10 protein-coding genes are annotated in these 13,200 nt (G+C 43.3%); 4 read left to right on the top strand and 6 right to left on the bottom strand.

Features of this window, described 5'->3' with window-relative positions:
• Positions 1-28 precede the first annotated feature (28 nt).
• The 3 genes from B9N78_RS13895 to B9N78_RS18390 form a co-directional block, all read right to left on the bottom strand.
• The gene (locus tag B9N78_RS13895) at positions 29-895 is read right to left on the bottom strand and encodes an N-acetylneuraminate synthase family protein (RefSeq protein WP_085103282.1); all 867 of its coding nucleotides are present in this window, start codon (positions 893-895) and stop codon (positions 29-31) included.
• A gap of 366 nt (positions 896-1,261) precedes the next feature.
• Positions 1,262-1,645: a pancreas/duodenum homeobox protein 1 gene (locus B9N78_RS13890; protein ID WP_085103280.1), complete on the bottom strand. Its 384-nt coding sequence runs from the start codon at positions 1,643-1,645 to the stop codon at positions 1,262-1,264.
• A gap of 145 nt (positions 1,646-1,790) precedes the next feature.
• Positions 1,791-3,851: a methyl-accepting chemotaxis protein gene (locus tag B9N78_RS18390; protein ID WP_085103278.1), complete on the bottom strand. Its 2,061-nt coding sequence runs from the start codon at positions 3,849-3,851 to the stop codon at positions 1,791-1,793.
• A 173-nt stretch (positions 3,852-4,024) separates the two neighbouring features.
• On the opposite strand from B9N78_RS18390, the gene B9N78_RS13880 reads away from it, so the two are divergent.
• Positions 4,025-4,384 carry a translation initiation factor Sui1 gene (locus B9N78_RS13880; protein WP_085103275.1) on the top strand — a complete coding sequence of 120 codons (360 nt, stop codon included), beginning with the start codon at positions 4,025-4,027 and terminating at the stop codon, positions 4,382-4,384.
• Between the two features lie 67 nt (positions 4,385-4,451).
• Complete coding sequence (locus B9N78_RS13875) at positions 4,452-5,846, top strand: two-component system sensor histidine kinase NtrB (RefSeq protein WP_085103273.1); 1,395 nt, start codon at positions 4,452-4,454, stop codon at positions 5,844-5,846.
• On the opposite strand, the gene B9N78_RS13870 is transcribed toward B9N78_RS13875, so the two are convergent.
• The 3 genes from B9N78_RS13870 to B9N78_RS13860 all read right to left on the bottom strand — a co-directional run bounded on the left by B9N78_RS13870 (position 5,843) and on the right by B9N78_RS13860 (position 10,714).
• Entirely contained in the window at positions 5,843-9,088 is a 3,246-nt protein-coding gene (locus tag B9N78_RS13870; protein WP_085103271.1) for an efflux RND transporter permease subunit, read from the bottom strand. The genes B9N78_RS13875 and B9N78_RS13870 overlap by 4 nt on opposite strands.
• Positions 9,085-10,245, bottom strand: a complete 1,161-nt coding sequence (locus B9N78_RS13865) for an efflux RND transporter periplasmic adaptor subunit (protein ID WP_085103363.1) — start codon at positions 10,243-10,245, stop codon at positions 9,085-9,087. The genes B9N78_RS13870 and B9N78_RS13865 overlap by 4 nt, the downstream gene beginning before the upstream one ends.
• Before the next feature lie 91 nt (positions 10,246-10,336).
• Entirely contained in the window at positions 10,337-10,714 is a 378-nt protein-coding gene (locus tag B9N78_RS13860; RefSeq protein WP_085103269.1) for a cupin domain-containing protein, read from the bottom strand.
• Between the two features lie 359 nt (positions 10,715-11,073).
• Here B9N78_RS13860 and B9N78_RS13855 point away from each other — a divergent pair, with 359 nt between their 5' ends.
• Both B9N78_RS13855 and B9N78_RS13850 read left to right on the top strand, forming a co-directional pair.
• Positions 11,074-12,216, top strand: coding sequence for a sigma-54 interaction domain-containing protein (locus B9N78_RS13855; protein ID WP_085103267.1), 1,143 nt, complete (start codon positions 11,074-11,076; stop codon positions 12,214-12,216).
• Between the two features lie 391 nt (positions 12,217-12,607).
• Positions 12,608-13,180 carry a GNAT family N-acetyltransferase gene (locus tag B9N78_RS13850; RefSeq protein ID WP_085103265.1) on the top strand — a complete coding sequence of 191 codons (573 nt, stop codon included), beginning with the start codon at positions 12,608-12,610 and terminating at the stop codon, positions 13,178-13,180.
• The last annotated feature ends 20 nt before the right edge of the window (positions 13,181-13,200 follow it).

The following is a 13,200-nucleotide window of genomic DNA, read 5'->3' as shown; positions in this document are numbered from 1 at the left end:
CAATTACAGGCATTGTGTTGAATCAACATCAATCTTTAATCTCCCAACCACCCCTAACAACCTTCAAAGGTCGCAACCCATCATCAGGGTCTGCCCGCCAATCTCGATCAGACAATTCTGCGGCAGCCGGTTCTTTAATTCCATTACCGTCAGCTTTTAAGGACACTCGAACGTTACGAATAAGTTTCTCCGCACCGTCCGGAAGCCAGCAATGACCGGCCGCAAACTCTGCCCCTTCCGTGTCCAGATCAAGATGAAATTCAATCATTTCTGCATCATACTTATGAACAGCACGGGCGATAACGCCTTCTTCAACAGTATGATCTGACCATCCGACGGCACAATTGAATTCTCTTCTCAAAGTATCAATCACCGACAAATTGGCCTGCTCCGGAGGTGTAGGATAGCCTGACACGCAATGCAGTAAGGTTAAATCGGAACAACCTGACTTCCTAAGAACAGAAACGGCGTTCGCTATCTCTTTCATATTTGCCATACCGGTTGAAAGAACAACTGGTTTACCAGTCAACGCACAAGCTTTCAGCAAATCATTCCAAAGCAATTCATATGAAGCAATTTTAAAAAATTCCACATAAGGATTAAGAATATCTACTGCTTCCAGATAAAAAGGAGTGCATGAAAATGATATTCCGGCTTTTCGGCAGCGGTTCGCAATTTCAGGAATGAAACTTTCAGGAAGTTCCCACTCTTTTCTTTTTCTATGAGATTCACTTTTATTCAAAATTTCAGGCGCAAATAACTTATCGACCTTAAACAGCTGAAACTTTACCACGTCACAACCGATACGTGCAGATGTATCAATAAATTCATAACAACGATTTAAATCGCAAGCATGATTACTGGAAACTTCTGAAATAAATATAGGGTGCTTCATTTGACCTGCTATAAGCCGCGCGGCCTTTATAAATTTTCTTCCTCGGAAAAAGTTCCCCACAAACTCAGCTAATAGCATGCATATGGGCACAGCAATTAATTAAGTATTCGGCGTAAATTATTTTTAATTTACATAAGATACTCCAAACACTTACCGCATAATAAAAAAGAATGAAAGCAGACTTAATCCTATGCTTAAATTGCTTTGGATAATAATTTATCAATATTTTGATTGAAGTGATTTGAGATTTTTAGAATGATGGAAAATGAGAATAGTTAAGCAGGAAGTATCAAATCTATTTAAAAAAAAGATACAATCCTCAGGATTGTATCTTTACCAAAAAACAGAAAACTATTTTATGCCTGATTATGAAAGAGAAATCGTTAACGGGATAACGTGTAATTTACTGTTATACTCTTTCGTAGAACCTAGTTTCCAGCTTACATTTTCACTTTTACCAACGGCCGCGCCTATTTTTTCAGCAAGCCCTTGAATATTTATAATCGGGTGACGTGAGAAAACCTGTGGTAAGCCGTAAGTCAGATTACATGCGAGGCAACGCCCGGGACGCTGCTTAAGACGCAGTTCAAAATTTACAGTATCACCGGAGTCTCCAGCATATCCAAGCTCAATATCATAACTGCCTTCTTCAGCATCTCCGAACAGTGCCTCGAAAAAATCGTTAGAGCGGCTTGCCGGAAAAAGAGATTCAAGCAGCTGATCGGTAAAAACATCACCATATTGACCCATAGATTTTCTCCCCTGCTGTTTATTTAAAAAGACAATATGCTGTTGCTTTACAAAAAAGAATAATACTTTTCAACCACGAACATTAAAAGAGCACCGGAAAGAAGATAATATCTCTCCGGTGCTCCTTTTGTACGCTTAAATTAAACTAAAACTTTTCGAATTCGCTGTCACTTGCAGTGCTCATATCTAATGAAACACCTGAAGCCTTTCTGGCAGCTGTAGGCTGCGGCAACCGTTTTGCCGGGGTTCGATGAACAGGTCTTGTCACCTGAGCTGAACGCAAAGGAGGTGCGCTCCTGACAGGTCTTGCAGAATATACATCTGTCTCATCAACAGTAAAAAAAGACATTGTATCCTGCAGATTAGCGGCCTGTCCGGCCAATTCTTCCGATGTTGCGGACATTTCTTCCGCCGCCGAAGCGATCTGCTGAATAACCTGATCAAGCTGACCTACCGCGCGATTAATCTGTTCAGCCCCGGAATTCTGCTCACTTGACGCTGCAGCAATCTCTTGCACAAGTTCGGCCGTACGCTGAATGTCAGGAACCATTTTATTGAGCATTTCACCTGCGGATTCAGCAACAGCAACACTTGAGGCTGAAAGATCGTTTATTTCTGATGCAGCCTGTCCGCTGCGTTCAGCAAGTTTACGGACTTCTGCTGCTACAACGGCAAATCCTTTACCATGCTCGCCTGCACGGGCAGCCTCAATCGCAGCATTTAAAGCCAGCAAATTCGTCTGGCGGGCAATATCTTCAATAATAGATATTTTTTCAGCAATCTGACGCATAGCCTGGACAGTATGAGCTACAGCTGTTCCGCCCTTTTCAGCATCTTCTGCCGAACGGAGGGCAATTTTCTCGGTCTCAAGCGCATTTTCAGTGCTTTTAATGATATTAGAAGCCATCTCAGTCATACTTGCCGAAACCTCTTCGACGTTAGCAGCCTGTTCGGTTGCACTTTGAGAAAGGGTTTCAGCTGTGGAGGATAATTCACTACTGCCGGATGCAACCTGCTCAACAGACTCACGAACATTGCTGACAACCGAGCGAAGCTTATGCCCCATTCCGGTTAAGTCAGAAGCAAGCTGACCTATTTCATCATTCTGGTTGATTTCGAGCGAAGCATTCAAATTACCTGATGCAATCTGCTGCGAAAAGGCAACACCGGCACGTATAGGTGACACAATAGATCTTGCAAGAAGGTAGACTATGAAAATTAAGATAAGAATAGCACCGATGCTCATGGCAACAGACAGCCCGACAACTTTGTTTGAAGCAGCAAGAACCTTACTCATTGGAAGAGCAACAGCAAGACACCATCTCTCGCCGGTTCCGCCTACAGCGAAAGGAGTAATGACCATCTCATATTCCTCGCCATTCTTTTTCAAATACATAACAGCAGTTTTGCCTGTATCCAGAGTAGCCATAATTCTCTGAGAATCTTCAGAAGGAAGAATATCCTTTATATTTTTACCGATGTATCCGGAATTAGGATGTGATACAACCTCCCCGGACTGACTCATCAAGAACCCGTAACCTGTCCCGAATGGAGTAATGGATTCAGCAAGCTTGACCATGTGCTCTACACTCATATCAACGCCGGCCACACCTATGACCACTCCTTTCTTTCTGATAGGTACACATGCTGAGACAAGAGTAACTTTCGTTCCGTCGAAATCATATTCTGTAGGATCTACAAGATAGTTTTTGCCGGAGTGCAACGGGACCTGATACCACGGAGCATCAAGGCCGGTTGTATGTGTCATATTATGACCGACTCGAACCCATGGAAGGTACCGTCCATTTTCGTCAGCACTTGGAGTTCCGGCGAAATCAACATCCCTGCCATCAAACTTATTCGGTTCAAAAGCAACCCATGAACTCTCTATACCCAGTTTGGCATCAGTAACATTTTTGATAATCGTATCAGTAAGGTTACGGTCTGGAGTCTCTGAAAACTGCTGAACGGCCTCAATGGTGTGAGCTAAAGAATTTGCAGCAGCCATGGCCACATCCAAATCAATCTTGATAGTTTGTCCATAACGTGCGGACATCTCCACGCCGATATTTCTTGCATCGTCAAGAGTCACATCCTGAAATCTGGAAATCAATACGGCGAGCGTAATCCCCATTACAAGTAAAACAACAGTCCCGACCGGAATCATAATCTTATTCCGCAGGTTCAAATTACTATATAGCTTCATACTTTCCCCAATCTCTATAACCTATTAATTTTACATACACTTCATTGTGCAAGCGGAGTACTTATACATCTCAATCAAATAATAATAAAGCAGGATTAAGGTTGTAAAACCGGACGTAAAAAATTAACCTGATATGACAATTTACCCATTAAACCCAAATAATTAAATAAAATATGTTTCAAAATAAAAAACAATCTACTTTAGTATATTCTACTGACCACGGAACTATGTGCACGTCTTGCAAAAGGCCGATAGCAGACTGTATTTGCGGTCAAAAAAATAAACCTAAAAATGACGGTATAATACGTATTGAACGTCAGACCAAGGGGCGCAAAGGCAAAGGGGTTTCACTCATTTCCGGCCTGCCTTTGGAAGGTGAAGAACTAAAAAAATTGGCAAAAATCCTGAAAGCAAAATGCGGAACAGGAGGCACTATAAAAGATGGTGTCATAGAAATTCAAGGTGATCACAGGCAAAACCTCAAAATTGAACTGGAAAAAATAGGCTATAAAGTTAAGCTGGCTGGTGGATAAAATATGATATTTTATTTATCTGAGGTTGCATAAAAAGATAAACAAAGGTTAGACTGTCAGATAAAATATGCCTAAAACTAAACTTTCCATTATAGCTATCAAAATAGCTGTCATTTACGCAGCTTTCGGCTGTCTGTGGATACTTTTATCAGACAAGATTTTACTTATATTCGTACACGATGCTAATATGATCAGCCGTATTCAAACATACAAAGGGTGGTTTTATGTCCTTGTAACGGGAATACTTGTTTATGGACTGATAAATAGATTCATCCGTTCGCTGCAGCAAAGCCATACAAGATACCTGCGATTACTGAATAATATTGCCGACCCTATCTACCTTTCAAATTCACAGGGGAAAATCATAGATGCCAATGATTCTGCTTGTGAAAAACTTGGATACAGTCGCAAAGAACTACTCACCAAGAAAATTGATGAAATAGACACCACAACCAATCTGCATGAATGGACTGAATTTATCCGCACAGCTGATGAAGATAAGTCATTTTGTCTGGAGAGCTCTCATAAGCGAAAGGATGGTTCTGTATTCCCGTCTGAAATATGTGCTTGTATCTTTGATGAAGATCAAGACCGGTATTGCTTAGGAGTAGCGCGCGACATGTCAATGCGCAAAAAAACGCAAGAAATACTGATTCAAAATGAAAAAATGAGTTCTTTGGGAGAACTGGCTGCCGGAATGGCGCACGAAATAAACAATCCCCTTTCTGCAATAATGGGAGCATCACAAAACATTTATAACAGAATGTTCACTGACACCAAAAACAATATCGCCACAGCTAAAGAAAGCTCCATTTCATTAAATGACATGCGTAACTATTTAAATAAGAGAAAAGTTGACCGCATGTTGAATTCAATTTCTGTGTCCGGAGTCAGAGCCTCAAAAATAGTACACAGCATGCTCAGTTTCAGCCGTAAATCAATCAAACAACTTTGTGTTTGCGAAATAAGTAAGCTTTTAAATGAAACTATTGAGTTGATTTCCAGCGACTATAATCTGAATAGAGAATATGACTTCAAAAAAATTAAAGTTACGCGCGACTACGGCGAAGATCTTCCGCAAGTATGCTGCCTTGAAAACGAAATCCAACAAGTTCTACTGAATGTTCTCAAGAATGCTACAGAAGCTATGACTGAAAAAATCTACGCTGAAGGCTCAGTCCCTGAACTTATTCTACGGCTGCGTCCCAATGGATCAGCAATCCTAATTGAAATTGAAGATAACGGCCCGGGAATGACAGAAGAGGTCCGAAACAAAATATTTGAACCATTTTATACGCTAAAAGGCGTAGGCAAAGGAACAGGATTAGGTTTATCCATATCCTACTTTATTATCACTGAGTTACACCATGGTGAATTCAGCGTGACGAGTGAACCGAATGTCGGGACTAAATTTACGATAAAACTCCCTTGCGCTGCCGAGAATCAGTGTTCTGCAGGTTAATCCCTTTCAAAAACAAAATATCCGACCGGAATAACAACCAAAGTAAACAGGGTTGAAGCAAGAAGTCCAAAGATCAAAGCCCATGCCAAACCTGAGAATATAGGGTCCAAAGTAATGGGCCATGCGCCTAGTGCTGTCGTTGCCGCAGTTAACGCTATGGGCCTTAAACGCACTGCCCCAGAACGGATAAGAGCTTCTTTCAATTCCATTCCTTCCGCAGTTGATTTACGAACAAAATCTATAAGAACAAGCGAATTGCGGATAACAATTCCGCCCAGCGCAATCATTCCTATCATACTGGTAGCCGTAAAAAATACCGGATCAGCAAAGGCTTCACCTACCATTCCTGCCACATTATCTGATCCGATCACGTTGAGCAGCCAGAATCCCGGCATAATCCCCAGCAGAGTCAGTGGAATAGCACTCATAATAAGAAGCGGCATACCAAATGACCCTGTTTCGACAATAAGCAGGATATAGATACCTACCAGAGCCGCCGCAAAAGCAATTCCAAGATCACGGAAAACATCAAGCGTAATCTGCCATTCCCCTTCACCTGCCCATTCAGACCAGATAAAAGGGGGCAGCGGATCAGCTTTCAGTTTAGACTGCATATCAAGAACGGCTTCGCCGGGAGCACGCCCTGCCATTTCGGCAAACACGTAAACAACCCTTTTCAAATTCTTGTGATAGATAGGTTGCTGCTGATTGACTTCCACGAGTTTACCGAGCTCTGCCAGCGGAACGGATTTTCCGTCAACAGTTTTAACCCTGATCTGCGAAAGAGTCCCTGCGTCAGACCTGCGGACGCGCGGCAGAATCAGCTTCACAGGCAAAGGAGTACGCTCTCCGTCAACATGAACCGTAGCCGGAACCATGCCCGATAATGCCAGTTGCAAAGTTGCAACCACGTTTAGAGCAGTAACCCCGTGCAAGGCGGCTTTTTCCTTATCCAACACAAAGTCGACCATCATCCGATCCGACTCAGTTGTGTCATCAATATCAACTACTCCCGGTTCATCTACCATGAGCCCTTCAATCTGTCGGGCACCTTCAATCAACGCAGAATACGGGCGGTCCTCTGCGCCATAAATCTCTGTGGTAATAGTTGAAATTACCGGAGGTCCGGGGGGAGATTCCACTATCTTAATTTTGGCATTGTTTCGCTTGGCAACAGCTTCAAGCTCATTTCTAAGCCTTAGAACAATAGCATGGCTTTGCTCACTGCGGTTTGATTTATCCGCAAGATTAATACGGATATCCGCCATATTTCCGCCATTTCTCCAATAATAATGACGGACCAGTCCATTAAAATCCATCGGCGAAGGTTCACCCGCATAAGTCACAAAATTTGTAATCTCCGGAACACCGCGCAACACCTGCTCGAACTCGCGGACAACTCTGTCAGTCTCCTCAAGAGGTGTCCCCTCATCCATATCTATAACAATTTGAAATTCATTTTTGTTATCAAACGGCAGCATTTTAAGCGGGACAAATCGCAATCCGGCAAGCGCGAGAGAAAAAATCAATCCGAAAACAATTACGCCGAGAAGTATCCAGCGTTTGGCTGACGAGTCTAAAAAAGGAGTAATAATCCGGGAATAAAAACGTTCAACTTTTCCGGGACCGGAATTGTCCGATGAGCCTGCTTTAGGCTTAATATTTTTTAACAGCCGCAAAGCCATCCATGGAACAATAGTAAGAGCGCATACAGTTGAAAAAGTAACTGTCAACGGAACATTGGCAGCCATTGGAGCCATATACGGCCCCATCATTCCGGTGATGAAAAAAAGCGGAACAAAAGAAACAATAATAGCCAGTGTGGACATTATAACCGGAGGCAGGACTTCGGATACAGCGTCAAGGGTAGCCTCGGCAGGATTCTTTTTCTTCATAAGGATATGACGCTGGATATTGTCCACATTAGTAATAGGATCATCCACCACCAACCCGAGCGAAAGAATCAAGGCAAAAAGAGTTACGCGGTTAATAGTGTAACCGAGCATATAATTGACGAACAGGGCCAGTGAAAAACTGACCGGAACAGCAAGTGCAACAATCGCCGCTTCACGCCAGCCGAGGGTAAAAGCCAGTAAAAGAACCACAGTGAAAACAGCAAACCCGAGTGAGTTAAGCAGATCATCTACTTTTGCGTCAGCAGTCTGGCCGTAGTTACGGGTGACTTCAATCTCAATACCGGCCGGGAGAACCGTAGTTTTCAGTTCATCAAGGCGGGCAAGAACAGCGTCGGCGACGGTTACCGCATTGCTTCCTTTTTTCTTTGATAAAGCAATAGTCACAGCCGGACGCGACGGAAGCTCTGCATCCTTGCCCATCTGAGTTAAATACTGCCGGGAGAAACCTATCCTTGAATAGGACGAGGGTTCCGCCGGGCCGTCTTCTATCTGGGCGACATCACGCAGGTAAACAGGTTTAGAATCAAAAACACCGACTACCAAATTGCGCACATCTTCCGCTGATTCCAGAAAAGAATTTGCAGAAACAGTTATCTCGCGATTACCCGAAAGGACTGTACCAGCGACAGCTGATTGATCTGCTCCCTTCAAAGTCTGAGCGATATTCATGGGGGAAACATTTAATCCGGCCATACGCTCAGGTGAAAGCTCAACCCTGATCTCACGTGATCTGCCGGAGATCAGGGAGACATGTGAAAGGTCTTCCACTTCCGCAAGCCGCTGCGACAATTCCTCCGCCACACGGCGCAATTCAAAATCTGAAATTTCAGGATGATTTTCAGCGGGGTGCAAAGTCAAAGCTACAATAGGAACGTCATCAATCTCGATAGGTTTAACGGCCCACCCGGAAACGATACCCGGAACAAGATCTGAATTTTTAGCAATAGCATTGTGCAGTTTGACAAGAGATTCTTCACGATTCTCTCCTACAAAAAAACGGACCGTGACCATGGAGGAATCGCGGTGGGAAATTGAATAAACGTATTCAACTCCGTCAATCTGCCACAAAAGACGCTCAAGCGGAGTGGTAATAAGTTTCTCAACCTCTTCAACGCCTGCTCCGGGAGCTCTGACCATAATATCCGCCATCGGCACAACTATCTGCGGCTCTTCCTCTCTCGGAGTCAGCCTGATAGCTGCTAGCCCCAGCAGAACGGAAGCAATGATCAAAATAACCGTGAGCTTTGAATGCAGAAAAAAACGTACAGCCGAAGCGATCATTCCTTGGGATTTTGCACTTTCACTACCAGAATCAAAAGTGCTCATTTTGCTCCCCCGCCTACTTCCAGTGAATTAAGACCAAGAGTCTCGTTGCCTCGCAAACCGGATAAAATTTCTATCTTATCATCATGAACGTTTCCGGTACGCACAAAAACAGGTTCCCACTTTCCCGCGCTCTTTATCAAAACAGTCTCAAGCTGACCCACCCGCGAGACAGCTCTTTTAGGAACAACTACAATTTCCTTTTCTCTCAGAGGAACGAGCAAACGGCCGAACATACCGGGGTAAAGTCCAGGCATAGGGTCCAGCCCTATTTTAACTAAAAAAGTCCGTGTTGACGGATCGGCAGACGGAACAACTTCTTCAACAACGCCGACTGTGCGCTCTTCTAAAGCCTGAATTTCAACAGGCAGCTTTACTCCGGGCCTGACCTTTCCGATGACGCCCTCACGTACAAGAGCTTCAAGCCTTAAAGAACCGCTGGTTTGAATGAGCATAAGGCTTTTACCCGGAAAAGCGATATCACCCGGTTCAACCATTCTCTTAGACACTTCACCGTCTGTGTTCGCGGCAATAGTCGTATACCCGAGGTTAATGCGTGCCTCTTCAACGGCTTTGGCTGCCTGCTTAACCTGTGCGGACGCAGCGGAAAAACCGTCATCAGCCTGTGCAAGACGAGCCTTTGCCTGCAAATACTGCCCTTCAACACGGTCAAGTTCATCACGTGTTGCCACTTTACTGTCAAATAAAGTTTTCAGCCGCTTCCACGTAGAAGTAGCTGTATCTGCGGCAGCCTTAGCGGCATTGATCACTTCGCTGGCCTGACGCTGTGAGGCTTCAGCAGATTTAAGCCCCTGCTCGGCACTTTCCAGACGGGTCTGAAGACCACGACTGTCGAGCACTATCAGTTTATCATCCCGCTTAACCTTATCACCGGCGCGAACGAACACACTGAGTACTTTACCAGTAACCTGCGCTTCTATATTTGTTTCGGTCTTAGGACGCACTGTTCCGACAGCTTCATATAAGACAGGAACAACGGCAAGTTCGGCCTTTGCGGTTAAAGCAGGTTCTTCTAAAGGTCTGGTAGGAACAATCCGCCCGGGCTGGATCACCCCAGAACTAAAAACACCTGCTATCCACAAAACCAATAGCGTAACAGCAACTCCAAGCCCGGCAACCAAAACACATTTTTTACTCATCAAAATCTCCACAGCCCCGATATTGAGTCTTTTAAAACATAAAAAGGAGAAAACCAATCCAAGTTTCCTCCTTCTTGTAATCACTTATATTTTAATCAGTTTTATCTTTAATAAGAGTCAGCAGCATTTTAAAACGTTCTTCAGCATTAAGCCCATGCGGAGTATTTGCAGGCATAACAATTGCCTGTCCGGCTTCGACGCTGTAAATATTATCACCGATTGTTACTTCCGCCTTGCCGTCAAGCACCTGAACAAGGGCATCACCTGGAGTAGTATGAGTGCTGATTCCTTCCCCTATATCAAAAGCAAATAGAGTAAGAGTTACCGCTTTATGCTGTGACAGAGTTCTACTGACGACCTGCCCCGTCTGGTAAGTTACAAGATCAGCCAAGTTTACTACTATTCCATGGTCAATATTCTTAATGATTGCCGGATTAGGAACTTTTGAGAGAAATCCTGAGTCTTCCATAACTTCTCCTTTGCACTGCACTTACATCATTTAGAAAACAAGAGCCTGAGCTCTGGGTCATAAATCCTCAATGCACTTCGCAACTACAATTTCATACTACACCATTTTCAAAACATAGAAAACAAAACTCGAAAAAGACAAAACCGTTTACAGAAACAGTCTTTTTTAAAATATTCCTTATTTCATATAGCCTTCCAAGTTCTCCAGAATTTAATTTATCATAAAATAAACCAGTATAAATATATGTAAAAAACGCAGTTATATTTGCAAGATTTTTACATTGTACTTTCGATCATGATATTATATTCGGCAAGCGTAATCAGAGTAGAAGAAAGACCGCGCCGGCAAGGAGACAGGGCATGCGTAAAGAACTTGTAATCAGCAACAATGAACACATTGAAAGTTCGGCTGAGGAGCAAACAGGCGGGCATAAATCGGAACCTGAAACAGATCGTTCATACGAAACGGACATACTCCACTCCGAGCTTGATTACCTGCGCGACCAATTCTGGCGGGAAGATTTCAAAGATGTAGTAAAGACCAAAAGCAAAGCAATGCAGGATGTATTGCAAAAGGTACAACAAGTATCAAATACCCGCACCACAGTACTTCTTTCCGGCGAAACAGGAACAGGCAAAACCCTCATTGCAAGACTCATTCATGCACACAGCAACCGCAAAGACGACCCTTTCATCAGCGTACATTGCGGCGCGATTCCTGATACACTTGTTGAAAGCGAACTGTTCGGTCACGAGAAAGGCGCTTTTACCGGAGCAGTCCGCCGTAAGCTCGGGAAATTTGAACTTGCGAACATGGGAACGCTGTTTTTAGATGAAATAGGAACAATCAGTTCCGCAGTACAGGTTAAGCTGCTTGATGTGTTGCAGGAACGTCAGATTCAAAGAATCGGTGGAGAAACGAACATCCCCCTTAACGTGCGGGTTATTGCTGCAACCAATGACAATCTGAGTGATCTTTGCGCAAAAGGAGATTTCAGACGGGATCTGTTTTACAGGCTGAACGTTTTCCCCATTGTAATACCGCCGCTGCGTGAACGCAAAAAAGATATTTTACTGCTTTCCAGCGAATTTATCTCTCATTTCAGCACCCAGCTTAATAAGAATATTACCGACATCGCCCCTGAAGTAATGGATGCTTTTCTGGATTACGATTGGCCGGGAAATGTGCGCGAACTTGAAAACATAATTGAACGGGCCTGTATCCTTGAGCAGACGCCTACACTTCGGCCTTCCAGTTTCCCGATTGAATTCTTTAAAAACAGCTTAGGGCAGCATCCCGCAAACATTGATGCAAGCCTTCCACTTGGGCAGGCTAGACAAACTGCAATTGATATTTTTGAAATAGCGTATCTGACCCGCCTACTGGAAGCGAACAAAGGCGTAATAAAAGACGCGGCGAAAAGCGCGGAAATTACGACAAGACAACTTAACAAACTTATGAATAAACACGCTCTGTTAAGACAGGATTTTGTTGCGAAATAGGAATTCAAAGTTCTCTTTTGTCGTGGGGGCCAGAACTACAAGTTCCTATCATAGTAATATCTATTTTAACCCTAAAAACAACACTTAATAAGGGAAAAAACTGTAGATATACATCATGATACGCAAACATAACAACTTAATTTAATATTTAGCAGCCATGAGATAAGAACTATTAATTCCTATTTTTCCGAATAACAAAAAAACAACCTTATATTCCAACATGTTAAAACTGGCACATTCCATGCTATTGTATCACTTTAAATTTCATCAGCGTTATTATTAATATCTATCTGCAATAAATAGACTTTTTTAATAAAGGACTGAGGAAAAACGCTTCATATTGCAACTTAACGGTTGTAAAGTTTGATTATTTGATGAGTGAGGAAATCAAATGGCGATTGATATTATTGATGAAGATGAAACAACCCCGGCCGAAGAAGCTGAAGTTCAGTTGAAATTAAGCCTCGGGTTGAAAGCTAATGAGGCAGAAGAAGTCCTGCAACTTGCCAGCAAGTGTCAGAATCTGACTCCTGACAACCTTATGCTTGCAGAAGAAGCTGCTTGGGAAGCAGCATTCAGCACAGGTGAGTCAAGCCGCATCTTTATTAAAGCACACGTGGTAAGCGGCGATGAACAAATTTTTGTCGGCTTCGTATGCTTTGGAACCATCCCGGACGAAGAGGATTGCTATGAACTGTATCTGGCAGCCGTGGACGATGCATATCAGGGGATAGGTATCGGGTCCGCACTACTTGATGAAGTTGAAAGGCAGGTTTCCATGTACAATGGAAGTTTAATTTTATGCGAATTGCCGGCGCACAGATCATTCGCCCCGGTTCATTATTTTTTTGAAGCACTTGGCTATGAAAGACAATCGCAGTACTACCCCTTCTTTGTGCCGTCCCAAGGCAATCTTGTTTATGCCAAGGAAGTTGAACAATTTGAAGAAGAATACGAAGATTAGTCCCAATTAAATATGGAGAA

Origin of the sequence: Desulfovibrio gilichinskyi (assembly GCF_900177375.1) — a bacterium.
Lineage (GTDB): Bacteria > Desulfobacterota > Desulfovibrionia > Desulfovibrionales > Desulfovibrionaceae > Maridesulfovibrio > Maridesulfovibrio gilichinskyi.
Note: the sequence above shows the minus strand (reverse complement) of the source record. Positions and strands in the feature narration are given on the sequence as shown.

Excerpts from the sequence above, each read along its gene's own strand:
- B9N78_RS13895 (WP_085103282.1), bottom strand. The coding sequence starts at position 895 with ATGAAGCACCCTATATTTATTTCAGAAGTTTCCAGTAATCATGCTTGC.
- B9N78_RS13875 (WP_085103273.1), top strand. The coding sequence starts at position 4,452 with ATGCCTAAAACTAAACTTTCCATTATAGCTATCAAAATAGCTGTCATT.
- B9N78_RS13865 (WP_085103363.1), bottom strand. The coding sequence starts at position 10,245 with ATGAGTAAAAAATGTGTTTTGGTTGCCGGGCTTGGAGTTGCTGTTACG.
- B9N78_RS13870 (WP_085103271.1), bottom strand. The coding sequence starts at position 9,088 with ATGAGCACTTTTGATTCTGGTAGTGAAAGTGCAAAATCCCAAGGAATG.
- B9N78_RS13860 (WP_085103269.1), bottom strand. The coding sequence starts at position 10,714 with ATGGAAGACTCAGGATTTCTCTCAAAAGTTCCTAATCCGGCAATCATT.
- B9N78_RS18390 (WP_085103278.1), bottom strand. The coding sequence starts at position 3,851 with ATGAAGCTATATAGTAATTTGAACCTGCGGAATAAGATTATGATTCCG.
- B9N78_RS13850 (WP_085103265.1), top strand. The coding sequence starts at position 12,608 with ATGGCGATTGATATTATTGATGAAGATGAAACAACCCCGGCCGAAGAA.
- B9N78_RS13890 (WP_085103280.1), bottom strand. The coding sequence starts at position 1,645 with ATGGGTCAATATGGTGATGTTTTTACCGATCAGCTGCTTGAATCTCTT.
- B9N78_RS13880 (WP_085103275.1), top strand. The coding sequence starts at position 4,025 with ATGTTTCAAAATAAAAAACAATCTACTTTAGTATATTCTACTGACCAC.
- B9N78_RS13855 (WP_085103267.1), top strand. The coding sequence starts at position 11,074 with ATGCGTAAAGAACTTGTAATCAGCAACAATGAACACATTGAAAGTTCG.